The organism is Pseudomonas sp. GL93, assembly GCF_003408955.1.
In the GTDB taxonomy this organism is placed as follows: Bacteria; Pseudomonadota; Gammaproteobacteria; order Pseudomonadales; family Pseudomonadaceae; genus Aquipseudomonas; species Aquipseudomonas paracarnis.
Map to the genome: position 1 here is coordinate 32,966 of NZ_NKRF01000083.1, position 25,295 is coordinate 58,260.

Consider the following 25,295-nt stretch of genomic DNA (forward strand, 5'->3'; position numbering starts at 1 on the left):
CCAGGCTGATCGCCTGATGGCTGTCAGTCAATTGCGATACTATCTACGCTCGTAAAGTCCACCGTGGGAACGGATTGAATGAATCGTGGTTTGTTTGTTTCACTGGATGGGCCCAAGGGAACCGGCAAGACCACGCTGTTGGAGGCCGTCACACAAGCACTGAGGGCAGGCAACCAAAAAGTGGTGCGACTGTGCGAGAAAAAAAGTGATCCCTACAGGGCTGAAACAATGGCCCTCGTCAACCAACTCGTCAGAAGCCCCAGCCGGGACTTAGAGATTGAGGTGTGTGAACGCTTTGCTGAGAGCCGTCGCTGGATCTCCCAGCACGTACTGAGTAAACAACCTGCTGGCAGCATCATCCTGATGGACCGCTGGTACCCGTCCGATGCTGCGTTTCGACGGCTGATTCCGTTTACCGACATTCTTCAGATGAACCTTGATCGACAGGTGCGAGTGCCAGACCTGCATGTTGGGGTGGTGACCGCTGCCCAGATTTCGTGGGCCAGGGCTGCAGCACGACCGCGGGGGTTGAGCAGTACGGTGATGCATAGGCTGGAGGAGCAGATTGTTTGTACCGAGGCGTTTGAACGAGCTGTCGTCGATAACGGTTGGGTGCTGTGCCGGAATGAAGGAACGGTTGAGGAGGCGACTAGGCAGGTGGTTTCGCACATCTATCGAGTGCAGAGTGATGAGGCGGCTGCAAATGGCGAGTTTGTATCAAATTTTTTCTGATGCATAAAAATTCCACCGTGTCACCACTCAAGATATGTTTCTTTCTTGAAAAATCGGTTTCCTCCGTTATATTGGTTCAGGACAGGACGTCGTTGCGCTTTAGGCGTACCTGGAAACAGCCAGACAAGGAGCAAGTCATGAATCAGAAAACCCAGCAGGGTGTGGCCGCACCCAACCATCAAGACAACGAAAAAGTACTCTTCAGCAAAGAAGAGTTGCAGGCCTTGAGCGACGCTATCAAGAAGTCCAAGACCGGTGCTTGCGAAACCAAGGCGGCGAGCTGCGCGTACCACCGTTGAGCTGACCCCGAAAAAGCAAGAAAGGACTTTCTTGCTTTTTCGTTTTTTGGGTAACGCGTATTCAATTGTCAACCAGGGAGGTGGGCATGAGGGCGATCTTTATCGGCCATCAAACGTGGCTTGTGGAACATGGAAGCACCAGGATCCTGATTGACCCGCTCTTATGTGAGGACTTCGGTCTGGTCCGCGAACACCGGATCGAAATCTATCCGCCACGTACTGTCGATGCCACCGCGCTGTCCGATATAGACCTGATTTTCCTCAGTCACGAACATTCCGATCATTTCGATATCCAGTCGCTGAATCTGTTGCCACGTTCAGCAAGGTTTGTGGTGGGTGCGACCATCGTCGAACCGGTCAAGCAATGCATCCGCGACCTCGGGTTCAGCCTTACCCAAGTTAACGACACCGAGCCAATGCGGATCGGCGACCTGAGCCTGCGCTTCTATCCGGCGGATCCGAAGACCGCTTTCTGGGAAAGCCGAGTCACACAGGTGCATATCGAGGAGGCGGAGCAGCCAAGTAATGGCATCTTCATTGCTGTGGACGCATTGGTGTCCGAAGTGTTCAAGACCGATATCGTCGAAGGGCGACTGGCGCCCCCCAAGCTTGTGATTGTCTCGAACAACTCCAGGGTCTCGCCTCCGGGAGCCTTTCAGTCCCTGGAAAACTGGGGCAAGAATGCGAGTGACAGCAACCGTAAGGTCGGTCCGCTGGGGATCGGTGTGCTGAGCGCCGTGCTGACCAGCTATATGGACGATTTTCCGGTGCAACCCGCAAACATCGCTCTGTGCGGCGGCGGGTTCATCAAGCGCTTGGGCGAGTTCGCCGCATTTCCATTTTCCGACCAGCCTACATTGAGCAGGCTGGCCAACCGGCTCAGCCTGGACACCAATATTGTCGGCCTGCTGCCAGGCGAAGCCTTTGCCCTGGACCCTGAGCCCTGCCAGCAGGGCGTTATCGACTGGGTCCAGGTGAACACCGTGCAGCACAACTTGCTGATCGGGGAACTGGACCAATTCATCGAGGCACGCAAGACCGTCGAGGTGGTCGCTTCGGTATGCCCCGACGTGCAAGACGTTCAAGCATATGAAGTGCTGCTGCGGCGGGCGCAAGCCGAGCTGCAACGCCTGGCGAAAAGCCTGATGCTGTTTATTACCGGGCGCAAGGCGTTGGCGATGTCTCACTACAAGGGGTGCAAGCTCGGTCCGAAAAGAATCGTTTTCAGTTTTGTATCGCATGCCTTGGGGCGTCAGGACAGCTATGCGCTGAACCTCATCAGCGGCCAGTTCGAGGCTGAAAAGCACAACCAGCTCGAATCGCTGGTGGCGCAGTATCCCTTTGGCGTATGCCTGCCCCTTGTGGACTTTGTTGGAATGGTCGAGGGGGACCTGCAGATCTGGGACATCGTGGGCGTGTCTGTTCAGTCCTGGTTCGAGGGTGGCATTTTTGACGGTTTAATCCCGTTTTTCTACAGCTACTACGGCGAGAACGGCAGCCCGGAGCTATTGGCGAAAATCATCGGGCGCAACATGCGCAATCTAGAGGCGTGCCCATGAAGCTGACAATGATCGGCCATGAAAGCTGGTCGCTACAGGCTGGCGACAGTCACGTGCTGATCGACCCGGTGCTGGGTAGTGGCTTCGGTTCTGATGTCGACCGGCAGTTCGAGATAGTCCCAGCACGCAATGTCGACCTGCAGCGCATGCCCGCGGTAGATGGCATTGTCTTGACCACCGAGCACCTGCAGCACTTTCACCCCGCCTCGTTGCGTCGCCTGTCGTCGGATTTCGGGCATTTGCTCAAACGCAGGGTGGTCTATGTCCCGGAGCTTTTTCCCGGCGCGGCCGAAGCAATTGCTCGCGCCTGCGGTTACGAGGTGCAGCGAGTCGATACTCAGGCCGAGTTTGTCATCGGCGCGCTGAGCCTGCGCTTTTACATGCCCTGCACCGAGGTACTGTTCTGGGACAGCCGCGTGGCGTCGCTGCATGTCGAGCACCAGGGCCGCGAAGCGGTTTTCATCCAGTCTGATACCCGTATCGCCGACACCTACTTTGCCGATGTCAATAGCGCAGCCATTACGTCGCCGCAGGTCATGGTGATGACTAACAATTTCCAGAGTAGCGGGGCGCAAGGTCCGGTTGGCCTGGACAACTTATTGCCGCTACCCGATCAGCGCTACACCCGGTTGTCCGGCCTGCGCCTGTTGGACGAAATCGTACATAAGCCGATGCGCCGGCTGAACCAAGTACCGACCCTGATTCTCGCGGGCAATGGTTATCACGATCCTTTAGGCAAGATGCACCACCCTTGGTCGAACCTTGAACTGGCGCAGATTTGTAGCGAACTATCGTTGTTGCGGGCGGTGCACTCACTGACACCCGGCGAAAGCTTTGACGTGTTGCCGGCACAGCCTGGGGAACCAGCGGACTGGATCTACGTTTCGCAGGGGCAGGCAGACCCCCGCCCGCCGCGAGAACAACGCCGGCTGATCTCGCTGGACACACAGCAAATCAAGGCTCATCTGGACGACATGGCCAGAACCTGGCTGATTACCCACTACGGGCAGGTGCTGATGACCCAGAGTAGTTACCTTGGGCGCCCGGTTGGCCAATGCCGTGCGGTACTGCAATTGACCCGGGATGACGGCGTCGGCCAACAGTGGCTGCTGGATGTGTCAAAGGTTGAGTTCGTCGAGGTGCCGGACGAAGGCGAGGGCGCAATCAAGCGCTATCCCTACGGTATCCGTGTCGACCATAGTGATTTTTGCCAACTGATTCTCGGCGAGTTGCAGATATGGGAACTGCTCAACCTGTCGGCATCACAGTGGTATGTCTGCGATCGCTATGACAGCCCGCTGGCGTTCTGGCTCGAGTATTACAACGAGCAAGTGGACTATGGTCGCGCGTTGCGCAGTTATGAACAGTCGCTGGCGACTGCGTCATGAGCGGGCAAAGAGCGTTTGAGCACGTGCATCTGGAACTTCTCGCAGCAGATCAGGTAGAGCTGCAGCACCAGGCGCTTGCCGAGCTGTTGGCCGAGCGTTATCAGGTTCTGCGTGTACTCGGCCAGTCGGTGAAGTCCCTGGTTTGCTCAGGCCTGTGCATGGCCTCGGGCGAGCAGGTGGTGATCAAGCGTTACTTCGACGAGGCGGCCTATGCCGCAGAAACTAGCGGTTATTTGTTGTTCCGCTCGGGGCCGATCGCAGGCGTGCGTTATCAAGATTCGCAGCATCAGGTACTGGTGCTGGAGTTTCTCCAAGGCCGCATGCCCGGTTTGGCCGACCTGCCTGAAGTGATTAAGGCCTATGCAGCGATGCACGCCACGGCCCTGGCGAATATCCAGCGTGTCATGGGCCACCACAGCACCCCTGAATTCGTTGATCCCTGCCTGTCTTCCCGGTGTCGTTTTCCCTCGTTTGACCTGCAGGGCATCAGCGTCGGTGACGGCAAGCCGGAGCATTTGCTCGTTACGCCGGATGGCGTGCGCATCCTCGACCTGGAGACTCATTCCCTGCAGCGCAGCGTGTGGTTCGACATCTTGTCCTTGAGCCGATTCCTGGGGGCTGTGCCTTCATGTCCGTGGAGTCTGGAGGAGTGGGTGGCCTGTTACTGCGCATGCAGAAAGATTCCCGCCCACTACTACGATCTACACAAAATCCAAGACTGCCTGCAGCGTGTGCAGGCCATGGAGCCTGGTCGGGTGTACTGCGAGGAGGCGCTGTCGTGAAGTGGATGTACTGCTTTACCCCAGCGTTGCGCTATCGGCCGGCCGTTCGCTGCGAAGAGCGAGCGTTCGCCACTGGCTTTTTCGGCCTGGCCTTCAGCCTTGCGCCGTGGGCGACCGGCGCTTATGTACTGGTGTCGCTGTTGCAATATAGCGTGCCACTATTGTTCATCTACACGCTGAGCACACTGGTGAGCGCCCAAAGCAGTGCCGATACTGTGCTGTGGGATATCGCGCTCCTCGCGTTCTTGGCCATCAGTGGGTTCTTGCTGGTGGTGAGCGAGCTCAACCTGGAGCGCTACATCTGCCTGAGGCTGTGCCGCGAGTTCGAGAGCCTTCTGGCGCGCAAGCTGCACCCCCGCGTTGAGGTTTCGGTGCTGGAACGGGTTGTGTCACGGGATTTCAGCATCATTCTAGATGGCATCGGTACTAGCATTAACCTATTGGCAATTCCGGTTTTCCTGCTGCTTTCGATCCTGCTGGCATTGCTGATTTTCGGCACGGCAGGCTTCTGGGCCGTTGCAGTGATCAGTATGTTCCTGCCGCTTTCTTATCTGCTTTCCTGGCTCTCGGACCGTAACTACCAGCGAATCATGGATGTGACCGCGCAGCGTATCGAACAGTGTTCGGCATGGTTGCGCAAAGGGCCGTGGCTTAAGCAGTTCGCTGACCAGAGCGCCTTGCAGAGTATTGAGCACGCACTGGCGGGCGAACGTGACCTTCGCAACCTGGACACATTGCTGCGTGGCGCCGACAGCTACATCATCGGTTTCGGCCGTTTGATTCCCTTCGTATTGCTTGGACTACTGGGCACCTCGGGATCAGCCTCGGTCTGGGACGGGGCGATTTTCTGGCTAAGTATTCCGTTGCTGGCGGCGGTGCTCGCGTTGCCCCGCGCGTACGTGAGTTACAAGGCCGTAGGCCGCTCCTTGGAGGCACTTAATAGCCTGTATCAGCATTCGTCCAGTCAGCCGGTACCTCGAACCGCTGACGCCGATCAGCCCTGCGGCGTGATCGATTTCGATGCTGACTGGCCGATATGGCCCGCAACGCTGGTCGAACTGATTCCTGGCTCGCTGGATAGCCAGCGCGAGGACTTGCAGGCGTTGCTGGGCGCTTTCCGCTTGGTACCCGAGTTGGGGCAAGACCCACAGCACGTTATGCAACTGCCCATTGAACTGGACGCAAGCAATCTCTCCACCGGGCAGCGCCTGCGTCTGCAACTGCTGCGTGGGGTGTTTCTGGCCCGAGTCCAGAATGGAACCCTGAATATCGACCACGACCTTTCGGTGTTGGACGCCGCAGCCGTCCTTGCCGTCAAAGGAGCCTTGGAGCGTCTGTCCTGGGTGAGCTTCAGCCCATCGGCTGCAAGAGCGATAGCGCAGCGCCAAGGGGCACCGGCGCAGGTCGCTGAGCGTATCGCTTCGACGGTGTCGCAGGGGGCCCCGGTGCTGGAGCGTTTTAGCCTCGGCGATCTCTTCAAGTATTGTCGTTGGGGTGTGCTGATGTTGTTGGTGCCGGCGCTGATGATGAGCTATGCCGCCAACTTGACGCTGCCAGAGGCAGGTTTCTCGCCTTGGCAGGTTCTGTTGTATGCCATAGCCGGGGTAGGCGCAGGAATCGCTGCCGGACTGTTCATCGAGGATATGTTGCGCAGCCGCTTTTCCCGTTTGTTCATCGATGGCCTGCGAGACATCCGAGTCACAGGGCTGGCCGATGCGCTGCAGACAGTTTCGCGCGACGTCACCACGACATTTGAACGCATCGCCTGGTATGCCCACGACATCGCCTGGATCATTGCGCTGTTGCTGTGCAATGGCGTGGCTTTGTGGATGGGGTTCGGCCTGTTCGGCATTGTCGTGGCACTGCTGTTCAGCGGGTTGCTGGCGGTGTTGTACCGGCTTTCGATCAACGAGCTATATCGTACCCGGGTGGAGAGCGTGAAGGGATTCGATTCCCTGCTGCGCTCGGCCCATGTGGCGTTTGCCGTCTCCCGTGCCGGTGGGGCGGGTTTCGAACGCCTGGGTGACTGGCTGACGTTCACTCAGCGCGGAGCGTTAGCCGAGGGGCTGAAGCATTTCTATACCACCCGCATGCGCAGTGTGATCACCCGTACCGTCACGGCGGCCAGTTGTGCGTTGCTCAGCGACCTGGTGATTGTCCTGATAGTCCTGATGGGTAGCCTCTACCGAACGAGTGATTCAGCGTTTGTGCTGGCGGTCACGGCCTTGCTATTGGTTCGTTCCGATCTGGCCAATGTATTTCTGGCCATCACGGGTTTCAAATCGCAGTCGGTGTCGGTGGCGCGTCTGCAACACTTTGCCCGGCCCAAAAGCTTGGTGGCCGTGACGATTGCCGGGCAGAGCCTGAGCATCGCGCCCTTTATCGCTCAACGTGCCTATCGTGCCTTGAACCTGCAGCGAGGCCGGCTGTATTTGTTATCGGGCCACTCTGGCTCCGGCAAGAGCGATTACCTGAAGGGCGTGGCCGGGATAACCGACGTGATCATCGAAGAGCCGGGCGTGGTGCAGGCGACGACATCAACTCGCTATTACCTGGACCGTGAAGCCCTGGCGCTGCTCGGCGGTGAGCCAGGGGCAAGCAACTGGATGCATACCTGGCTGAGTGCGTTACCGGAAGACCGCCACTGTCTGTTGTTGCTGGATGAGCCGTTCAGCGCTTTGCACGCCGAGCAATTACCGGAGCATGTGCAGGCGTTGCACCGTTATGCCGAGCGTAGCGGCAATACCCTGGTACTGGTGGATCATCGTTGCCGACTGGAACATAACATCGAGCTGGACGAGCTGACTCGCTGATTGCCCGATGCAAGGACATACTCATGGATGAGCCGATTCTGTACCTGGGTGACCGGGGGTTTCTCAAACGTTACGCCAGCCCCTACTCGGCGCAGCAGGTCGAGGAGATCGCGCGCCGGGTATTGGCCAATTCCAACCTGGGCATGGCCAGCGGCGACTGGCCCACAGCCAAGGCTGTCAGCAATGCCTTGGCCGGCGGCCCACGAACGCGGCATATCTATCATTCGCGGTTTCTTCTGCGGGTGACCGAGCAGGCAACAGGGCAGGGCGTCAGTGTCCGTCAGGTCCAGGCAACCCCGGCGTACTACTACACTGCACTTGGCTATACCTTCACCGCCGATGCGCAACAAATAGCCGAAGACCTCGAAATCATCCGGTGCTGCCAGCCTGGTTTGGTGACCTTGGGTGGCGACTGGCTGGACATACTACTGGCGCAACAGCAATACGCGCTGCTTGAGGCGATCCTGCGACAGATGGAGGCGGCCATTCCGGCGGCCTCGCGGATTCTCCTGGGGTTCCATCCCAGCGCCGGCTTCCTGCAGGTGTTGAAAGAACGGCCGTTCGCTGGCGCTGCGGTGCCAGTCAACCTCTTGAATATGCAATGCGCGAGCTACGCGGGCTATCTACATCAGATCAAGGCCCGGTCGCGGCTTTACGCAGTGCATTGTCTGGCGGGCGGCGATATTCCTTTGGAGCCTGCGCTGGACTACGCCTTTCATCATCGCCAGGTCGATGCTTGTATTGTCGGCGCTACCCGTACACAGCATATCGAGGCATTGGCGGCCTGCGAGGCTGGCTTCAGGAACTTGAAGAGATGAACGTGATCCTCATGCGCCGTGCGCGCCAGCTCGACGAGGCTTTATTGCAAAGCCATCTACAGACGCTACAACGGGCACATGGCGACCTGCTAGTGCTGTCCGGCCGCTCTGCCTGCTATGCCCCCGTGCTGGAGCTGGCTGGCAACCTTGAGATCCAGACGCTGGTCTTCGAGCAGGAGTTCTACGATCCGCAGCAGGTGCATGGGGCCCGCAAGATGGACTGGTTGTTCGATGCCTACGCCGGTCGTAACGGCAGCGAGAGCCTTAATACTCTGTTTCATGCGCTTGCCCTCGAACTGGAAGCGATTCTCCGTCGGCACAGCGAAAGAACCCTCGTGATCTATCTCGACCAGTTGTTGCTGGAAATCGCTTACGCCGTACTAGCCGGTCTGCCCCTGCAGACGCTACAGAGCTTTTCGCTGTACCTCGAAGAACTGAGTATCGCGATCCTCGCCAGAGTCCCGTTCAAGGGCGGGTTCCAGACCCTGCTGCTGAAATCAAATGTAACCCCGGCGCAAGCCTTCGTCGGCAGGCCCGAATTGAAACTGGTCAGGTGACGCCGCCACCCTGTTGGCGTGATCGCCGAGCCTACCCTGAGTGAAGTGAAAAGGAGTATTCATGGACCCGCAACGCAAGGACTATTTGGCGACAGAAGCGGTTTACACAGGCGACTCGCTGCGCATCGGCGATGAGTACGTCATGCATGAATGGGAGAGGCCACTGATCCGTAGGATGGTCGAAGACCTCAAACTCACGCCCGATGACCATCTGCTGGAAATCGGCTTCGGCATGGGCATCTCGGCCAGCATTCTGCAGGAGTTCGGCCCGGCGTCCCATACCATTGTCGAACCCCACCCCCAGGTGCTGGTCCAGGCTGAGCGCTGGAAGGGCACACGCACGAACATTCAGTTGCACTCAGGCTACTGGCAACAGCTGGACGCCGGGCCCCAGCGTTATTCGGCGATCTTCTTCGATCCGTTCGCCGACGACATGGCGGCGGTTGACGACGAGAACCTCAGGTTCCTCAAATTCGCCGCACAGTCGCTACTGGGCGATGGAGGGCGTCTGGCCCTGTTCTGCATCCGGCCCTTGCTGCCGCGGGAGTACCAGCGAGTGATGTTCGAACATTATCGCCGGGTGGAAATCAGCTCGGTGCAGGTTGCCCCCAGAGATACCGCCAACCCTACGGCGGAGCTGGACGGACGAATGATCTCAGTCGTATTGCACAAATAGGAAAAGCCTCAAGCCCCCTTTCAGGCCTGCGCGCCTAACGTGCCTGGCCGGACAGAATAAATAAGCCATTAGTTACGATAACGGTGATAGCGATGAACAAGCTCACAGCACGTCTTGGACTGGTCAGCCTTCTGTGTTTTTTTGGCAGCCAAACATGGGCTCAGACTGAGGCCCCGACAGCTGCAGCCCCGGCTGCAACTTCCACCAGCAAGGCCATGACTATCATTTTCGAGCCGCCCAAGGGGCAGGAGGAGGCGTTCCTGAATTCCTTCGTCACCTCTCAAGCTGCCTACATGCAAACTTATGCTGGCAAATCGAAGGACGGGGTCAAGGTGATCAACCTGATCCCCACCGAATTGGGCGAGCCGTTGATCCACCTGATGATCTACCGGGACCCGGCGACCTTTGAGCGGGCCAAGCAAATATTTGCTTCACGCGAGGCTATGAGCGGCTACATAGACGGCCATGTGAAAGCCTACGGCGGTTACCACATTCCCAAGGAATACCTGCGCCACACCAAGGTGTACATGAGCAACGTGCTCACCGAGTAAAACGGCCGACAAAAAACAGAGAGAGTCCCAGCCTATGCGCGTGGTCATCGGGTCGTTGTTTATCGGCCTAGTTTTTGCGGTTCCAGGTGTGCAAGCCGGCAATCGCGGCGAGCCCTTCATGTTGAGCAACGGCTGTATCAATTGTCACGGTTTTGAGGGGCGACGTACGCCGGGGGCTATTCCTTCACTGGCGGGCCAGCCCGAGGCCTACCTGTACAAGACCCTCGCGGCGTATCGCGACGGCACGCTCAAGGGCACCATCATGAACCGGGCGATGGAAGGGTACGACGACCGGACACTCCGGCAGTTCGCCAAGTATTACAGCGGCCTGTCGAAAGACACGCCGGGGACGGCCATGTCCAAGGTACCCGGGCAAGGGGAGGGACTGTACGTTCAACACTGTTCCGGTTGCCATGAAGGGCAGGCGGATACGCCGTATTTGAAAGGGCAAAATGCGCAGTACATGGAAGACGTGCTGAAAGATATGGCCACAGGCCAACGAACGATACCAAGGGAGATGGCCAGCGCGATGTCCGCCCTCAAAGGTGAGGAATTACAGCAGTTGCTAGGTTACCTGCAAGGTTGCTCGCAGGAGGCTTTATGCCACTGAACCCACAACGAAGGCTGTTGCTCAAGTGGCTGGCCACCGGCATCGGCGCCTCGTCGATCCAGGCCCTGGCGAGCACCGTGACGCCCGTAACGATCCCTTCCTACCGCGTAGTGGTGATCGGCGGCGGTTTTGCCGGCGCAACTTTCGCTCGTACACTCAGGCGTCTGGATAGCAAGGTCGGCATCACGCTGGTCGAGCCCAGCCGGGAGTATCACTGCTGTCCGCTGGGGGTCGAATACCTGGTAGGCAAGAGGGACGAAAAAACCCTGATATTTGGTTACGAGCAGTTATGCGCCGAGGGGATCGAGGTGGTCCATCAAAAAGCACGCTTGATCGATGCCAAACGAAAGCAGGTGATGCTCGCCGACGGTTCGATGCTCGGCTATGACCGTTGCGTAGTGGCCACGGGCATAGGCTACAAGTACGACAGCATCGCTGGTTACAGCGAGGCGGTGGCACAGCGTGTACCTCATGCTTGGGACGGCGGCGAGCAACTGCGCCTGCTTCGACAGCAACTGGAGGCAATGCCCAACGGCGGCAACGTGCTGATCTCAGTTCCCGTGGACGACTATCGTTGCCCGCCCGGGCCGTATGAACGGGCTAGCCTGATTGCCGATTATCTGAAGACCCACAAGCCCGATTCACGCGTGATCATCCTGGATGCCAAGCCGAAGTTCGCCAAGCAAGCGCAATTCGAGCAGGCCTGGAAACGCTTCTATGGCTATGGCACCGAGCAGGCCAACATCCAGTGGATCGGCGCTTTGCAGGGCGGGACCGTGCAAGGTTTCGACGAAGCTAAAGGGCAGCTGCTGACCGAGGGAGGGCCGGTCAGTGGCCAAGTGATCAACATCATTGCGCCTCAGCAGGCTGATGATTTTTCACGGTACAACGGCCTTGCTGCCGAACATGGCTGGTGTCCGGTCAACACCCAGACCCTGGAATCCCTGTTAGTACCGGGCGTGCATGTGATAGGAGACGCGGCCTACGCCGAGAAACTACCCAAGTCTGCATTCGCCGCGACCTGCCAGGCCAGGGTCTGTGCCTTGGCGATCCATAGCCAGATGCACGGCCTGGCGCTGCTCAAGCCGCAGTATATGAACGTCTGCTACAGCCTGTGTGGCGACAACTACGGTATCTCGGTGCTGCTTCACTACCAGCATGACGCAACCAGCAATATCATCGAGATCCAAACCTTGCGGGTCACACCCCTGGACGCCAACGACGAAGATTACCGTCGTGAAGCGCTGTCGGCCTACAGTATGTTCGACAGCTTGGTCAAAGAGGCGTTTGGCTAGGCCAACGGGCATGGCCGGATGCTCTACACATAGGGATGATGAAGATGGCTTCGATTCAAATGGATGGTGAGGACAAGACAGCGAAGGGCGAAAATCCCTATCAGGATGCCGCTACAGGAAAGAAGACTTATCGGTTGATCTGGACTAAGTGAGGCTCATCAACTTTGAACTAATCAATAAGCCTGTCCACCTAACGCTTTGCACGTTGCCTCAAACCCAGGTTTTTCCTGGGTTACCCAATTACACACGAAGGTTTGGTTAATCATGAAGAGCGAACAGGTAGAAGGCGTTGTAGAAAAGGTTGCTGGCAAAGCGCAGAGCGCAGTCGGGAAGCTATTTGGTGATTCGAAGTTGGAAGCTGAGGGCGCTGGACGCCAGGCTGCCGGTCAACTGACGCAAACTTATGGCGACGCACTGGACAGCGTTTCTACATTCGTCAAAGAGAAGCCGGTTGCTGCACTGGCAATCGGGGCTGTTGCTTTACTGGTGCTGAAGAGATTGCTTGGTCGCTGAACCTCAACAAGATTTCCCTCGTACTTCTTGGAGTTCCGCGCCAGGAGGTACGAGGGCGGTAAGCCATAGCCCTTAAACCAAGCCTTCGCGTGTGTATTGATTTGCCGAACTGTCAGCGGGCTTGGGTTTTCTGGAACAGGTCAACTGGTAAGCAATTGCCAACCATATGAACCAACCCGGCATGACCATCAAGGCAATTCGGGTGTCTGGTCTCAATGCCAGCAGACAAAGAACAAAGCCCAGAAACGCCAAAGAGAACCAAGCCATCGGCGCGCCGCCAGGCATCTTGTAGGTCGATTTTGCATGCAGGTCAGGGCGAGTGTTGCGATAGGCAATGTACGACGCGAGGATCGTCGACCAAGTGAAAATCACCAGAATTGCTGACACGGTAGAGACGATGGTGAACGCGGTCATGACTTCTGGAACGATGAACAGCAACAACACGCCCAGCAGCATCAACAAGGTGGTGAACGCCAAACTCAGCAGAGGCACGCTGTTGCTCGACAGACGCCGGAAAATCCCCGGAGCGTTGTCCTGATTGGCCAGCCCGAACAGCATCCGACTGGATGAAAATACGCCACTGTTGGCCGATGAGGCGGCGGATGTCAGCACCACAAAGTTGACGATACCGGCTGCTGCGGGGAACCCCGCAACCAGAAACAGCTCGACGAAGGGGCTCTTGTTGGGCGAAACCTGTTGCCAGGAAGTCACTGCAATAATGCAGGCCAGTGCCAGCACATAAAACAAGATGATTCTGAGCGGAATCGAGTTGATGGCTTTAGGCAGGGTCTTTTCGGGGGAGCGCGTTTCGGCGGCTGCGGTGCCGATCAGCTCGGTGCCCGCAAATGAGAAAATCGCCATCTGAAACCCGGCAAAGAAACCGAACAAGCCGTTGGGGAATGCGCCCTGTTTATCCAGCAAGTGGTTCAGGGACGCAGTGACGCCACTGGGTGAGACAAAGGAGCTGGCAATCAGCACCATGCTCACGCCAATCAGGGCAACGACGGCAATGATTTTGATGATCGCGAACCAGAACTCCACTTCACCGAAGAGCCTGACAGTCAGCACGTTCAAGGCGAACAGTGTTATCAGCATGCCGATGGCCGGTATCCAGGCGGGTAAATCAGGGAACCAATACTGAAAAAATCCACCCACCACAACTGCATCACCTATCACTGCAACGCTCCAGCTTAGCCAATATGACCAGCCGAGAAAGAATGCTGCGCGTGGGCCAAGATAGGCCCCGGCAAAATCAGCGAAGGTTTTGAAGTTCAAGTTGGAAAGTAACATTTCGCCCATGGCACGCATGACGAAGTAGACGAACAGACCGATGATCATATAGATGAGGATGATCGACGTGCCGGAGAGGGCGATGATCTTCCCGGACCCCATGAACAGGCCTGTCCCGATAGCACCTCCCATGGCCATTAACTGAATGTGACGATTGCTGAGCGTGCGCTGCAGCGCGGGCTGTTCAACCCGTTCGGACGGAGTCGATTTCATTACAAAACCTCTTGATTTTATGTTTTTGAGTTTTGGTAGAAAAGTGGGAATCACGTGACCTTGATAGAGATGTAATGGCTACTGACGGTAGTGGTTTGCGGAGTTTCAGGCCCGTTTGCTCTCGTAGCCATGCAGCACATTGACTGCATTGATCCCGATTTCATCGACCATGTACCCGCCTTCCATCACAAACAGGGCAGGGCAGCCCACGCCGGCTATCAACTCGCCGATGCCGATGAAGTCTTCGCTTTCAAGCAAAAAGTGGCTGATGGGGTCGTCCTTGAAGGTGTCGACGCCCAGTGAAATAACCAGCACGTCAGGGGCAAATTGCTGGAGTTTCTTGCAGGCGTGAAGCAAGGCGTTGCGGTAGCTTTCCCAAGAGGTGTTCTTCGGCAGCGGATAGTTCAGGTTGTAACCTTCGCCGTGACCAGCGCCGACTTCGTGGCTGTAGCCTGAGTAGTACGGATAGGACACCGTCGGGTCGCCGTGCAGCGAGACAAACATGACGTCACTGCGCCCGTAGAAAATATTCTGGGTACCGTTGCCATGATGAAAGTCGACGTCCAATACCGCGACACGCTTGGCGCCTCGGGTAATAGCCTGTTGTGCGGCAATGGCCGCGTTGTTCAGATAGCAATAGCCGCCCATGTATTCACGTGCTGCGTGATGGCCGGGCGGGCGGCATAGGGCAAAGGCACTGTCGTGACCTTCATCGATCAGCGCCAGTCCGGTCAGCGCGATATCGGCACTGGTTTTTACCGCTTGCCAGGTGGTGGCGGTAATGGGGGAGCCGGCGTCCATGGCGTAGAAACCCAGCTTGCCGTCGATGAAACTCGGAACTTGCTCGTTGGCCAGATCACGCACTGGCCATACCAGCGGCAAGGCGTCGTGGGTGCGCCCGGTTGCACACCATTCAGACCAGGCAGATTCCAAAAAAGTTACGTAGCGCTCGCTGTGCGCGTTGACATAGCACGACCGATCAAATGCCCGCGGTTCGATGATCTGGCCAAGACCTACCTGTTTGACCCGATTGTGGACGGTATCGGCCCGACTGGGCTGTTCGAAGGACGGCTTGAGCACGCCGTCTTTCAATTCGGTGCCGTGGTGCAAACGGTGGGAATCACTGAAAACTGTAAACATTGTGCGCATCCGTTGATGTGAGCCAGTGCAAATATTCTGTTCCGGCTCTGATGCGCTTTCTTTGCTTTGTTTTCGTGGTTTACTGGATTATTCGGGCGTTTTTACTCAGGAATGACGTAATGCAGAAAAAAACATCCAAACGCATCAGTCTCGACGACACCGACCTGGCGATTCTCGCGTTGCTGCAGGAGGATGCGGGTATTTCCAACTCTGAGCTCAGTGAGCGCTTGTCGTTAAGCCTGACACCTTGTTGGAGGCGGCGTAAGAGAATGGAGGAGGCGGGCGTGATTAAAGGCTATCAGGCGAACCTTGATCGACGAATGCTGGGGCTGGATATCATGGCGTTCGTGCACATCCGTTTTTCCACCCACGCCGACCACGCTCCCGATGATTTTGAGGCGGTGATCGCTCAACTGCCTGAAGTGTTGTCCTGTCACAAGATCACCGGGGATGCCGATTACGTGCTGCAAGTGTTAGCAGAGGACCTTGATAGCTACAGTGACTTTATCGAGCAGGTGCTCAGGCATCAGGTGGGTATTGCGTCCATCCAGTCCAGTCTGGCTTTACGCGAAATTAAGACCAGTAGCCGTATCGCGATACCCAAATCGATCAAGGCGTGAATGGGCAGGGGGTAGATCACGAAGTGGAACCCTGTATTTAGCAGCGATTGGCGCATTTGTATCGTTTTGTATCTGCGCTTTGGATAGATACACAGCGATTCCTTTAAGTCGGTTGATGACACATACGGGATACCTGCGGGGCTTTAAATGAACCCATCGAGAAGGTGCAAACCTTCTCCCATGGATGACTCATTTAACTCGCGGCTATCTCTGCGCGTTTCGCGACGTTGTCGACCAATGACTTATAGGAAATTCAAAATGCCTGCAGCCACGTTCGGTTTCACCTGGCGCCATTGTCTGGCTTCTTCCGTGAGAATGGGTGTTTTGGGGTTGGCCCTGATAGCCGGCAGCGGTGGTGCCTGGGCTGCTGGCCCGGCCGCCGATGCGTCAGTTGCCAGCTCGGCCTCGACCAGTCCCGAATCGATTAGACCTTATCGAATTCACGTCGATGAAGCTCAATTGGCCGATCTGAAAAAGCGCATTGCGGCGACCCGCTGGCCGGACAAAGAGACCGTCAACGACGTTTCCCAAGGCGTGCAGTTGGCCCAGGTCCAGGCGCTGGTGAAGTATTGGGGCAGCGGCTATGACTGGCGCAAGGCCGAAGCGAAGCTCAATGCGCTGCCTGAATTCATCACGAGAATCGACGGCGTCGATATTCAATTCATCCATGTTCGCTCGCCAAACCCCAACGCGATGCCGCTGCTTCTGACACACGGATGGCCTGGCTCACAGTTTGAGTTCCTGAAGACTATCGGCCCGCTGACGGATCCCGTTGCTTACGGCGGTAAGGTTGAGGATTCGTTCGACGTGATCATTCCATCGATTCCGGGACACGGTTTTTCCGGTAAGCCGACTGAATTGGGTTGGGGGCCGGATCGAGTCGCGAAGGCTTGGGATGTGCTCGTCAAGCGTCTGGGTTATACCCATTATGTTTCCCAGGGCGGAGATCACGGTTCGGTCATATCGGATGCATTGGGCCGCCTGAATCCGACGGGGCTGTTGGGCATTCACTTGAACATGCCGGCCACCATCCCGCCCGAATTGGTCAAGCCGATCAATAGTGGTGACCCGGCCCCTGACGGGCTCACTGAGCCTGAACGCAAGGCGTTTGATTCCTTGAGCACCTTCTTCGGCCGCAATGCAGCATACGGCGCGATGATGGTTACGCGCCCGCAGACTATCGGTTACCTGCTGGCCGATTCGCCCACCGGCACTGCGGCGTGGATGTACGAAAAAATCGCCGCGTGGACGGACAGTGATGGCCAGCCTGAACGGGTATTGACCCGTGACGAGATGCTGGACGATATCAGCCTGTACTGGCTGACGAACGCAGGCGCATCGTCATCGCGTTTCTATTGGGAAAACAACAACAACAATTTCAGCGCTGCCGCGCAGAACACCGCAAGCATCAAGGTGCCGGTGGCGATCACGGTCTTCCCGCACGAGATTTATCAGGCGCCAAAAAGCTGGGCGCAACGCGCTTACCCATCACTTTCCTACTACAGCCAGGTTAACAAGGGCGGCCACTTCGCTTCCTGGGAGCAACCTCAATTGTTCAGCGAAGAGTTGCGGGAGGCCTTCCGGCCGCTGCGCGCCAAGCTGAGCGCAACGAAGACAGCCCAGTAGCTCACACGCAATCGAGTCAACACACCGGGCCGCTATTCGGCGGCTCGCTACGGAGAAACACCATGGAGATGACCTTGCTGAACAATCAAAATAAATCCAGCCGCCTGCGGGGTCTTGCCCCATCGCTGTTGGCAGCAGCGGTGCTGCAATTCGCGGCGGTAGCTGTCGGTTTTTCCCAAGCCAGCGCGGCTGATGTACCCGCGTCCACCATTGGGGCTATCACCCCGGGAGCTCACACCTCTCTCGGTGCTCTTAAGCATGTGAAAGCGGGGCTGCTGGACGTTTCTTACGCGGAACTCGGCCCAGCCGATGGCCCTGTGATCATTTTGTTGCACGGCTGGCCCTACGATATCAACGCATACGCTGATGTCGCTCCTGCTTTGGCGGACAAGGGATATCGAGTGTTGATCCCTTCTGCGCGTGGTTATGGCGATACGCATTTTCTCTCGGCCAAGACAGTTCGCAATGGTCAACCTGCTGCGCTGGCGACCGACCTGATCGACTTCATGGACGCGCTGAAGATCAAGACGGCGGTACTGGGTGGGTTTGACTGGGGCGCCCGTACTGCAGATATCGTTGCGGCACTGTGGCCGGAAAGAGTGAAAGCCCTGGTCGCTGTGAGCGGTTACCTGATAGGCAGCCAAGAGGCGGGCAAGGCGCCATTGCCGCCAGCCGCCGAACTGCAGTGGTGGTACCAGTTCTACTTCGCGACCGAGCGTGGGCGCCTGGGCTACGAGAAAAACACCCATGACTTCGCCAAACTCATCTGGAAGCTGGCGTCGCCACAGTGGAATTTCGACGACGCCACTTATGAGCGCAGCGCGGCGTCCTTGCAAAACCCTGATCACGTGGCCGTGTCGATTTTCAACTATCGCTGGCGCCTGGGGTTGGTCAAGGGCGAGGCCAGATACGACGCGCTGGAGAAGAAACTCGCGACATTTCCATCCATCAGCGTGCCGACCATCACCCTGGAAGGTGATGCGAACGGCGCACCGCACCCACCTGCCGAAGCGTACGCCAAGCGCTTCACTGGCAAGTATGAGTACCGATTGATCACCGGTGGTGTAGGCCACAACTTGCCGCAGGAAGCGCCGAAAGCCTTCGCCCAGGCGGTGATCGATGCCGATCATCTTTGAAAACCGGCTGAGAGGATGGCGATGATGAAGCTGAAATTTCTGGCCGCGATGTCGGCTGCCATTGCAATCGCAGCGTTGAGCGCTACCGGTGTTGCCTCGGGCGACGCCAGTACTGGCGACGCCTCACCGATCTATGGCGTGAAATTGCCTGAAAACTACCGCCTATGGCCGCTGATTGCGCCGGCGCAGGAAGCAGCACCCCTGAATGAACTGCGAGCCGTGCTGGGCAATGACTCGGCCATCAAGGCTTATCAGGATTCAACGCTGCCATTCCCTGATGGCACGGTGCTGGTAAAGCTGGCGTGGAAACATGTGCAGTCTCCGGAATTCGAGCCGGCGTCCATCCCGGGGCCGGCCACGACCGTGCAGGTGATGGTCAAGGACTCGAAAAAATATGCAGCAACCGGTGGTTGGGGATTCGGGCGGTTTATCAACGGTAAACCGGCCGATGAAGCCCAACACGCAACCTGCTTCGCCTGTCACCAGGCGCGAGTGCGTAATCACGACTTTGTCTTCACTCGCTTCGCTCCCTGATTTCCCGCCAAACCCGGAGTCACCAATGAAAAAAGTATTAACCGCACTGGCCGTCGCCGTCAGCCTGGGCATGGCGACACACGCCTGGTCGCAAACTGAAAAACCCACGATTGTGCTCGTACATGGCGCCTTTGCCGATGCGTCGAGTTGGAATGGTGTCGTGAAGATTCTCGAGAAGGACGGTTACCCGGCGGTTGCCGCTGCCAACCCATTGCGCGGTGTAAAGAGCGATGGTTCGGCAATCTCGGCATTGCTGACGAGCATTCATTCGCCGGTGGTGTTGGTCGGCCATTCCTATGGCGGCAACGTTATCAGTGATGCGGCCAACGATCATGCAAACGTCAAAGCCCTGGTTTACGTCAGTGCGTTTGCACCTGAGGCCGGGGAAACCGTCGCCGGGCTGGCCGGCAAATTCCCGGGCAGCACGCTGGGCCCAACGCTGGCTGCGCCTGTACCGCTGGCCGATGGGGGCAAGGACTTGTACATCCAGCAGGACAAATTTCACAACCAGTTCGCCGCTGACGTCCCCGCGAACGAGGCGGCATTGATGGCCGCCACCCAACGCCCGGTAACGGAAGCGGCGCTCAACGAAGCGTCCGGCAGCCCTGCCTGGAAGCACATTCCGTCCTGGTACATCTACGGCGACAAAGACAAGAACATTCCCCCGCAAGCCATGGCATTCATGGCCAAGCGCGCCGCTGCCAAAGCCGTTGAAGTGGTCAAGGGCGCTTCACATGTGGTGATGGTTTCGAACCCGGAACCGGTTGCCCGCCTCATCGAAAAAGCCGCCACGGCGAAATGACACGCCAACGGCGAAGCAGCGTTTTCAGCGCTCTACGCCGAGGCGGGTTTTACACGGCGCCCGGCGGGTTTCGTTTGCTCTCGGGCCGCTGGTCAATCGCGCCCAATTCGACTGCGTATAAGCTTTCATCCGGCGCGGGCAGACGCAAGGCGCGCCGTTGATTATCGGCGGGGAGGGCAGACCGACCGGCTTGGACAAGGGCTATTTCGTCAGGCCTACGGTCCTTGTCGACGTCAGCATTTCTTGAGGCCAAAAGCATCGTGTCCGATTAGCCTGGGGTGGGCGGGAGAGTGTGGTCGCGCAACCCAGGCCGCAGCAGAAAAAGCTAATGGCCCACAGCGCGTTGCCTGTGGGCCATGGATTTTCAAGGGTTACGCGGCTGGAGCTTTCGCCTCCTGCAGCAGTTGCTGAATCATCTTTTCCTGCGTCTCGTAGCGACCTTCTCCGAAGTGGGTGAAACGCACTTGCCCTTTGGCGTCGATCAGGTAGTGCGCGGGCCAGTACTGGTTATCGAAGTTGCGCCAGATCGCGTAGTTGTTATCGATGGCTACCGGGTAAGTGATGCCGAGCTTTTTCACCTCATCCCTGACATTGCTGATGATGCGTTCAAAACCGTATTCCGGGGTGTGGACGCCGATTACCACCAAGCCATCCTTCTCGTACTTCTGCGCCCAGTCCTTCACGTACGGCAGGGTGTGCTGGCAATTGATGCAGTCGTAAGTCCAGAAATCGACGAGCACCACCTTGCCTCTGAGCGATTCACTGGTCAGTGCGGGCGAATTGAGCCACTCCACAGCGCCGGACAGCGACGGCATCGGGCCTTGGGCGTTGTCGAGGGTGGGTTCGGCTTTGGCCTTGCTTACCAGGGACTCGACGACTTTGGGGACGCTTTGCAGCACGCCTTTTTCCAGCACGCTGACGCCTTCGGACGACGCCCCGGCCAACAGCGTCTTGTCGGCACCGGTAGAAATCATCAGCGCTGCGGCCAGGACCGCAAAACCGGTGACGCGCCGCAGCCAACCAGTGACCGGAATCGAGGCCTTCAGGCGATTGACTAAACCGCGTCCGGCGAAAATCAGCGTACCCAACGACAGTGCACTGCCCAGGCCGTAGGCCACCAGCAGCAGGCTGGTTTGCGCATTGGCGCCTTGCAGCATGGCGCCGGTAAGGATCACCCCGAGGATCGGCCCGGCGCACGGCGCCCAGAGCAGGCCGGTGGCGACGCCGATCATCAGCGAACCCAGCGGCCCGGACATTTTGCGCGTCTTGGGGGCGAGGCGATTGCCCAGTAACACGAACGGGCTGGCCAGCCAGCCACTGATTCGTGCCGAGATCAGCGACAAGGCAAACAGCGCCATCACCACCAGTGCCACATGACGCCCGGCGTTGTTGGCCTGAATCACCCATTCACTGCTGACCACGGCCAGACTGGAAACCAGCGCGAAGGTCAGGACCATGCCGCCAAGGGTGAGCAGGATCGAGGAGCGTGTGCGGTCGATACCGGCGAACAGAAATGGCACGACCGGCAGGATACAAGGGCTGAGGACGGTCAATAAGCCGCCCAGGAATGCGATGAGGAACATAAGGGTCTCCTGATGAAATGTGGGCCGGGCTCAGTTATCGCTGTGGCACTCGGCAAATTTGCGGTAGTTCAGGATCTCGGTCTTGCCCTGCGAGTTCAGGTAGGTCAGTTGGGCATCGACAATGCCGCAGGCAGCCCCGGCATCCTCTGTCAATGCCACCACTTTCTGGATGTCCAGATGCGTGCCGTAGGTGTAGGTTTGCGGCGTGACGTCGGCTTCGGCGCGGGCCGAGAAGGTGCAGATATTCAGGGCGGCAAACAGGCAAGTGGCATAGAGGGTATTGGTGTTCATGGTCGTTTCCTCAAGGCTTCAAGGGTTGGGTCGTTCAGTTGAGCCGAGGCGCTTGGGTTGGCCTCGATGTGGCTCATTAGAAGCCCGCGAGGTATCTCGCCTGTGTCAAAAACAGGCGCGGATAAATCGGTTCGTATCAGGACCCCGTCCCGATACACAGCCATACAAAACCTAGGAAATTGTTGTTTTTGCCTCTGCATGTATCCTTCGCCACAGCAGATACACTGCAATACAAACCGCCGCGGGCGAACGGGCTCAGCCTCTATAGACTGAGCCGCAATTTCCAATGACAGAGGCTTGGCCCATGGAACACGTTGATCACATCCTCATCGTGGACGATGACCGTGAGATTCGAGAGATGGTAGGCAACTACCTGAAGAAGAACGGCCTGCGCACGACCCTGGTTGCCGATGGCCGCCAGATGCGCTCGTTTCTCGAGGCCACGCCGGTGGACCTGATCGTGCTGGACATCATGATGCCCGGCGACGATGGCCTGGTGCTCTGCCGCGACATTCGCGCCGGCAAACACAAGGCCACGCCGGTGCTGATGCTGACCGCCCGCAACGACGAAACCGACCGCATCATCGGTTTGGAAATGGGCGCCGACGATTACCTGGTCAAGCCGTTCGCCGCCCGTGAATTGCTGGCACGCATCAATGCTGTGCTGCGCCGTACGCGCATGCTGCCGCCCAACCTGGTCGTTACCGAAACCGGACGGTTGCTGGGGTTCGGGCGCTGGCGCCTGGACACCTCCGCCCGCCATCTGCTTGATGAGGACGGCACCATGGTCGCCCTCAGCGGCGCTGAATATCGCCTGCTGCGGGTGTTCCTCGACCATCCGCAACGAGTACTCAATCGCGACCAGTTGCTCAACCTGACCCAGGGCCGTGACGCCGACCTGTTCGACCGTTCCATTGATCTGCTGGTCAGCCGCCTGCGCCAACGCCTGCTTGACGATGCCCGCGAGCCGGCTTACATCAAAACCGTACGCAGCGAGGGGTATGTCTTCTCGCTGCCGGTGCAAGTGCTTGGAGCACCGGCATGAAGCCTTCGCTGCATTGGCCTCGTACCCTCATCTCGCGGCTGTCGTTGATCTTTCTGGTAGGGCTGACCCTCGCGCAGGCCTTGTCCTTCGGCGTGCAGTATTACGAGCGTTACGAAACCGCGAAAAACACCATGCTCGGTAACCTGGAAACCGATGTGTCGACGTCCATTGCCATCCTTGACCGCTTGCCCGCCGAGGAACGCATGAGTTGGTTGAAACAACTGGATCGACGCAATTACCGCTATTTGCTCGACGAAGGCTCGCCAGGCGTCGCTCTGCGTGACACGCCGATTGCAGTGACCTCGATCAAGGAGGCCATCGGCAAGGATTACCCGATGACCGTGACAGACATTCCCGGGCCGATCAAACATTTCCAGGTCCATCTGAAACTGGCCGACGGCAGCCCGGTGACCATCGACGTGCGCCCCTCGATGGTGCCGTTGTCGCCGTGGCTGCCGGTGGTTCTGCTGGGCCAGTTGGCCTTGATGATTCTATGCACGTGGCTGGCTGTGCGTATTGCCATACGCCCGCTGACCCGCCTGGCCCAGGCCGTGGAAAACCTTGATCCCAACACTCACCCGGTGCATCTGGATGAACAAGGCCCGACCGAAGTCGCACACGCTGCCATCGCCTTCAATGCCATGCAGGCGCGCATTGCGGCCTATCTGAAAGAACGCATGCAACTGCTGGCGGCGATTTCCCACGACCTGCAAACCCCGATCACGCGCATGAAGCTGCGTGCCGAATTGATGGACGACTGCGGCGACAAAGACAAATTGTGGAATGACCTCGGCGAGATGGAACATCTGGTGCGTGAAGGCGTTGCCTATGCCCGCAGCGTGCATGGCGCCACCGAGGAAAGCCGCCGTACCGATCTTGATTCATTCCTCGACAGCCTCGTGTTCGACTATCAGGACATGGGCAAGGACGTGCAGCTCAGCGGCAAAAGCAACGCAGTGATTCACACGCGGCCCCACGCGCTACGCCGAGTGCTGGTAAACCTCACGGATAACGCGCTCAAATTCGCCGGTGCCGCGCAGCTGCGGGTCGAGCCGGAGGAGGGCGACAGCCTCTCGGTGACCGTGATGGATCGTGGTCCCGGCATTGCCGAAGAGGAGCTGGCCCGGGTGATTGAGCCATTTTACCGCGTGGAAAATTCGCGCAACCGCAGCACCGGCGGCACAGGCCTGGGCCTGGCTATCGCCCAGCAACTGGCACAAGCCCTCGGCGGCACCCTGACCTTGAGAAATCGCGAAGGCGGCGGACTGTGCGCTGAACTGAGATTACCGACGCGCTTATCGTAGGAGGAGCGAAGCGTCGCTAGTCAACTGTGCTTTGAATCTGGATGTGGAAGAGTTGATCAACACGAGTTTCATCAAGCGCTTTCGCCAGCGCCAGCGTCAAACCGAGTCGACATCGAGGGCTTCAAGGTACTCGCCGCCAAGCATCATTGAACGCGCGGCTCCTGAGTCTGAGTTGGACGTACATGAACGGGACAAGCATGGGCAACGGCGCCGCGTCACCAGCTTGCACGAGCAGCGGTACTCGTTGACCTGAAGAGGACTCGTCATGAGCACTATGGACATGGCCCATTGAGAGAGTAGGCGTAAAAACGAATTCGTCGAATCATTAGTGACTTACGTAGCTCTTGAACCTATAAGGCATAACACATGATTTAACATAATATACATTATGCGAACCGTCGTATGCGGGGTTGGAGGGCTCTGGTGGTCAGATTTGAAGCCTGGCACGGGCTCTTACGCATCACCTGGTCCAACTTGCAGACTGGCGATGTAACTCACAATGAATGCGTCCTCCGATCCGCGCTCCTTGTGATAACCAACCACGTTGGCCAGCGTCCACCGCAGCAACCTCATCAGCACCGGATCGGAAAACTTCCAGCTGCTCCACTCGTACTGATACCGGCTGTTGGTGAAAACATCTCGGTACCGCTCAAACGAATCTTCTTGGCTGTCCAAGGCCAACGCTTTACGAATGTCTGCAGGCACGGCATGAAACAAGGTCAACAGATCGTGACCGTCACGACGCTGATCGGCTGGCGTCTTGCCGGTTGACTGAAGATGCTTGTGAGCCGCTTTGAGTGCATCAACGTCAATCGTGTAGGTTTCACCGGACGTATCTTGATGCTGGTCTGGTACAGAAATGAAGCTTTTCAGCAGTATTTCCATGCCAATCGCTGCGTTAACCATGGAAACATGTGGGAGGTTTTGGGCGTCTAGAAGCTCAGAAGCTTTGAGATAATTATGGGCGCTTTCGAGCATCCAGCCTGGAAAGTGATTCATTTAACAGAGATCCTTAAAGATGCATGCCATCGGAACATAGCTCACCAGGTAGGCTACCCTACCCTTATAATATAACCATAAGAAATAACTATACTAAATGACTATTTAGTATAGTTATA

The 25,295-nt window shown here is 57.6% G+C and carries 26 protein-coding genes; 21 read left to right on the forward strand and 5 right to left on the reverse strand.

Translation table 11 applies throughout. The annotated features are described in order from the left end of the window. Positions 1-78 precede the first annotated feature (78 nt). The 13 genes from CER19_RS18550 (at position 79) to CER19_RS18605 (ending at position 12,593) form a co-directional block, all read left to right on the forward strand. On the forward strand, positions 79-732 hold the full coding sequence (locus CER19_RS18550; protein ID WP_116667486.1) for a dTMP kinase: 654 nt from the start codon (positions 79-81) through the stop codon (positions 730-732). A 137-nt stretch (positions 733-869) separates the two neighbouring features. Further along, on the forward strand, positions 870-1,031 hold the full coding sequence (locus CER19_RS28815; RefSeq protein WP_165861649.1) for a hypothetical protein: 162 nt from the start codon (positions 870-872) through the stop codon (positions 1,029-1,031). 86 nt (positions 1,032-1,117) lie between these two features. Then, positions 1,118-2,590 (forward strand): MBL fold metallo-hydrolase, encoded by a 1,473-nt coding sequence (locus CER19_RS18555; protein ID WP_116667487.1) that lies wholly within the window; start codon positions 1,118-1,120, stop codon positions 2,588-2,590. Then, on the forward strand, positions 2,587-3,978 hold the full coding sequence (locus CER19_RS18560) for an MBL fold metallo-hydrolase (protein ID WP_116667488.1): 1,392 nt from the start codon (positions 2,587-2,589) through the stop codon (positions 3,976-3,978). The genes CER19_RS18555 and CER19_RS18560 overlap by 4 nt, the downstream gene beginning before the upstream one ends. After that, positions 3,975-4,760 carry a hypothetical protein gene (locus tag CER19_RS18565; protein ID WP_116667489.1) on the forward strand — a complete coding sequence of 262 codons (786 nt, stop codon included), beginning with the start codon at positions 3,975-3,977 and terminating at the stop codon, positions 4,758-4,760. Before CER19_RS18560 ends, CER19_RS18565 begins: the two co-directional genes overlap by 4 nt. After that, positions 4,757-7,573: a hypothetical protein gene (locus CER19_RS18570; protein ID WP_116667490.1), complete on the forward strand. Its 2,817-nt coding sequence runs from the start codon at positions 4,757-4,759 to the stop codon at positions 7,571-7,573. Before CER19_RS18565 ends, CER19_RS18570 begins: the two co-directional genes overlap by 4 nt. A gap of 23 nt (positions 7,574-7,596) precedes the next feature. Further along, on the forward strand, positions 7,597-8,391 hold the full coding sequence (locus CER19_RS18575) for a hypothetical protein (protein ID WP_116667491.1): 795 nt from the start codon (positions 7,597-7,599) through the stop codon (positions 8,389-8,391). Beyond that, on the forward strand, positions 8,388-8,948 hold the full coding sequence (locus tag CER19_RS18580; RefSeq protein WP_116667492.1) for a hypothetical protein: 561 nt from the start codon (positions 8,388-8,390) through the stop codon (positions 8,946-8,948). The genes CER19_RS18575 and CER19_RS18580 overlap by 4 nt, the downstream gene beginning before the upstream one ends. 61 nt (positions 8,949-9,009) lie before the next feature. After that, a complete protein-coding gene (locus tag CER19_RS18585) occupies positions 9,010-9,624 on the forward strand; it encodes a class I SAM-dependent methyltransferase (RefSeq protein ID WP_116667493.1) in 615 nt (204 codons plus the stop codon). 92 nt (positions 9,625-9,716) lie between these two features. Next, entirely contained in the window at positions 9,717-10,175 is a 459-nt protein-coding gene (locus CER19_RS18590) for a hypothetical protein (protein WP_133298344.1), read from the forward strand. Between the two features lie 34 nt (positions 10,176-10,209). Next, complete coding sequence (locus tag CER19_RS18595) at positions 10,210-10,785, forward strand: cytochrome c (protein WP_116667495.1); 576 nt, start codon at positions 10,210-10,212, stop codon at positions 10,783-10,785. After that, the gene (locus CER19_RS18600; protein WP_116667496.1) at positions 10,776-12,080 is read left to right on the forward strand and encodes an FAD-dependent oxidoreductase; all 1,305 of its coding nucleotides are present in this window, start codon (positions 10,776-10,778) and stop codon (positions 12,078-12,080) included. Before CER19_RS18595 ends, CER19_RS18600 begins: the two co-directional genes overlap by 10 nt. Positions 12,081-12,344: 264 nt before the next feature. Beyond that, complete coding sequence (locus CER19_RS18605) at positions 12,345-12,593, forward strand: CsbD family protein (RefSeq protein WP_014718439.1); 249 nt, start codon at positions 12,345-12,347, stop codon at positions 12,591-12,593. 72 nt (positions 12,594-12,665) lie between these two features. Here CER19_RS18605 and CER19_RS18610 read toward each other — a convergent pair whose 3' ends face one another. Then, on the reverse strand, positions 12,666-14,096 hold the full coding sequence (locus CER19_RS18610) for an amino acid permease (protein ID WP_116667497.1): 1,431 nt from the start codon (positions 14,094-14,096) through the stop codon (positions 12,666-12,668). A gap of 105 nt (positions 14,097-14,201) precedes the next feature. Further along, entirely contained in the window at positions 14,202-15,236 is a 1,035-nt protein-coding gene (locus CER19_RS18615; RefSeq protein WP_116667498.1) for a histone deacetylase family protein, read from the reverse strand. Between the two features lie 119 nt (positions 15,237-15,355). On the opposite strand from CER19_RS18615, the gene CER19_RS18620 reads away from it, so the two are divergent. From CER19_RS18620 to CER19_RS29130, 6 genes are all read left to right on the forward strand, one after another. Next, positions 15,356-15,856, forward strand: a complete 501-nt coding sequence (locus CER19_RS18620; RefSeq protein ID WP_103735174.1) for an Lrp/AsnC family transcriptional regulator — start codon at positions 15,356-15,358, stop codon at positions 15,854-15,856. 258 nt (positions 15,857-16,114) lie between these two features. Next, a complete protein-coding gene (locus CER19_RS18625; RefSeq protein ID WP_116667499.1) occupies positions 16,115-17,482 on the forward strand; it encodes an epoxide hydrolase family protein in 1,368 nt (455 codons plus the stop codon). A gap of 62 nt (positions 17,483-17,544) precedes the next feature. Continuing rightward, entirely contained in the window at positions 17,545-18,618 is a 1,074-nt protein-coding gene (locus tag CER19_RS18630) for an alpha/beta fold hydrolase (RefSeq protein WP_116667500.1), read from the forward strand. Between the two features lie 24 nt (positions 18,619-18,642). Beyond that, entirely contained in the window at positions 18,643-19,152 is a 510-nt protein-coding gene (locus CER19_RS18635) for a cytochrome P460 family protein (RefSeq protein ID WP_116667501.1), read from the forward strand. Positions 19,153-19,177: 25 nt separating this feature from the next. Continuing rightward, complete coding sequence (locus CER19_RS18640; RefSeq protein ID WP_116667502.1) at positions 19,178-19,954, forward strand: alpha/beta fold hydrolase; 777 nt, start codon at positions 19,178-19,180, stop codon at positions 19,952-19,954. A 127-nt stretch (positions 19,955-20,081) separates the two neighbouring features. After that, positions 20,082-20,201 (forward strand): aldehyde dehydrogenase family protein, encoded by a 120-nt coding sequence (locus CER19_RS29130; protein ID WP_256660490.1) that lies wholly within the window; start codon positions 20,082-20,084, stop codon positions 20,199-20,201. A gap of 124 nt (positions 20,202-20,325) precedes the next feature. Here CER19_RS29130 and CER19_RS18650 read toward each other — a convergent pair whose 3' ends face one another. Together CER19_RS18650 and CER19_RS18655 are read right to left on the reverse strand one after the other, a co-directional pair. After that, positions 20,326-21,537, reverse strand: coding sequence for a cytochrome c biogenesis protein DipZ (locus CER19_RS18650; RefSeq protein WP_116667503.1), 1,212 nt, complete (start codon positions 21,535-21,537; stop codon positions 20,326-20,328). A gap of 30 nt (positions 21,538-21,567) precedes the next feature. Further along, positions 21,568-21,828: a DUF2790 domain-containing protein gene (locus CER19_RS18655; RefSeq protein WP_116667504.1), complete on the reverse strand. Its 261-nt coding sequence runs from the start codon at positions 21,826-21,828 to the stop codon at positions 21,568-21,570. 304 nt (positions 21,829-22,132) lie between these two features. Here CER19_RS18655 and CER19_RS18660 point away from each other — a divergent pair, with 304 nt between their 5' ends. Together CER19_RS18660 and CER19_RS18665 are read left to right on the forward strand one after the other, a co-directional pair. Then, entirely contained in the window at positions 22,133-22,873 is a 741-nt protein-coding gene (locus CER19_RS18660) for a response regulator (RefSeq protein ID WP_116667505.1), read from the forward strand. Next, complete coding sequence (locus tag CER19_RS18665) at positions 22,870-24,177, forward strand: HAMP domain-containing sensor histidine kinase (protein WP_116667506.1); 1,308 nt, start codon at positions 22,870-22,872, stop codon at positions 24,175-24,177. The genes CER19_RS18660 and CER19_RS18665 overlap by 4 nt, the downstream gene beginning before the upstream one ends. A gap of 453 nt (positions 24,178-24,630) precedes the next feature. Here the strand turns inward: CER19_RS18665 and CER19_RS18670 are convergent, their stop codons facing one another. After that, positions 24,631-25,176, reverse strand: coding sequence for a hypothetical protein (locus tag CER19_RS18670; protein WP_116667507.1), 546 nt, complete (start codon positions 25,174-25,176; stop codon positions 24,631-24,633). Positions 25,177-25,295: the final 119 nt, after the last annotated feature.

Bases quoted from the DNA above. Each gene is read 5' to 3' on its own strand.
- CER19_RS18555 (WP_116667487.1), top strand. From the start codon at position 1,118: ATGAGGGCGATCTTTATCGGCCATCAAACGTGGCTTGTGGAACATGGA.
- CER19_RS18670 (WP_116667507.1), bottom strand. From the start codon at position 25,176: ATGAATCACTTTCCAGGCTGGATGCTCGAAAGCGCCCATAATTATCTC.
- CER19_RS18590 (WP_133298344.1), top strand. From the start codon at position 9,717: ATGAACAAGCTCACAGCACGTCTTGGACTGGTCAGCCTTCTGTGTTTT.
- CER19_RS18595 (WP_116667495.1), top strand. From the start codon at position 10,210: ATGCGCGTGGTCATCGGGTCGTTGTTTATCGGCCTAGTTTTTGCGGTT.
- CER19_RS18610 (WP_116667497.1), bottom strand. From the start codon at position 14,096: ATGAAATCGACTCCGTCCGAACGGGTTGAACAGCCCGCGCTGCAGCGC.
- CER19_RS18635 (WP_116667501.1), top strand. From the start codon at position 18,643: ATGAAGCTGAAATTTCTGGCCGCGATGTCGGCTGCCATTGCAATCGCA.
- CER19_RS18650 (WP_116667503.1), bottom strand. From the start codon at position 21,537: ATGTTCCTCATCGCATTCCTGGGCGGCTTATTGACCGTCCTCAGCCCT.
- CER19_RS18575 (WP_116667491.1), top strand. From the start codon at position 7,597: ATGGATGAGCCGATTCTGTACCTGGGTGACCGGGGGTTTCTCAAACGT.
- CER19_RS18625 (WP_116667499.1), top strand. From the start codon at position 16,115: ATGCCTGCAGCCACGTTCGGTTTCACCTGGCGCCATTGTCTGGCTTCT.
- CER19_RS18665 (WP_116667506.1), top strand. From the start codon at position 22,870: ATGAAGCCTTCGCTGCATTGGCCTCGTACCCTCATCTCGCGGCTGTCG.
- CER19_RS18580 (WP_116667492.1), top strand. From the start codon at position 8,388: ATGAACGTGATCCTCATGCGCCGTGCGCGCCAGCTCGACGAGGCTTTA.
- CER19_RS18605 (WP_014718439.1), top strand. From the start codon at position 12,345: ATGAAGAGCGAACAGGTAGAAGGCGTTGTAGAAAAGGTTGCTGGCAAA.
- CER19_RS18600 (WP_116667496.1), top strand. From the start codon at position 10,776: ATGCCACTGAACCCACAACGAAGGCTGTTGCTCAAGTGGCTGGCCACC.
- CER19_RS18560 (WP_116667488.1), top strand. From the start codon at position 2,587: ATGAAGCTGACAATGATCGGCCATGAAAGCTGGTCGCTACAGGCTGGC.
- CER19_RS18640 (WP_116667502.1), top strand. From the start codon at position 19,178: ATGAAAAAAGTATTAACCGCACTGGCCGTCGCCGTCAGCCTGGGCATG.
- CER19_RS18550 (WP_116667486.1), top strand. From the start codon at position 79: ATGAATCGTGGTTTGTTTGTTTCACTGGATGGGCCCAAGGGAACCGGC.
- CER19_RS28815 (WP_165861649.1), top strand. From the start codon at position 870: ATGAATCAGAAAACCCAGCAGGGTGTGGCCGCACCCAACCATCAAGAC.
- CER19_RS18615 (WP_116667498.1), bottom strand. From the start codon at position 15,236: ATGTTTACAGTTTTCAGTGATTCCCACCGTTTGCACCACGGCACCGAA.
- CER19_RS18585 (WP_116667493.1), top strand. From the start codon at position 9,010: ATGGACCCGCAACGCAAGGACTATTTGGCGACAGAAGCGGTTTACACA.
- CER19_RS18620 (WP_103735174.1), top strand. From the start codon at position 15,356: ATGCAGAAAAAAACATCCAAACGCATCAGTCTCGACGACACCGACCTG.
- CER19_RS18655 (WP_116667504.1), bottom strand. From the start codon at position 21,828: ATGAACACCAATACCCTCTATGCCACTTGCCTGTTTGCCGCCCTGAAT.
- CER19_RS18630 (WP_116667500.1), top strand. From the start codon at position 17,545: ATGGAGATGACCTTGCTGAACAATCAAAATAAATCCAGCCGCCTGCGG.
- CER19_RS18565 (WP_116667489.1), top strand. From the start codon at position 3,975: ATGAGCGGGCAAAGAGCGTTTGAGCACGTGCATCTGGAACTTCTCGCA.
- CER19_RS18660 (WP_116667505.1), top strand. From the start codon at position 22,133: ATGGAACACGTTGATCACATCCTCATCGTGGACGATGACCGTGAGATT.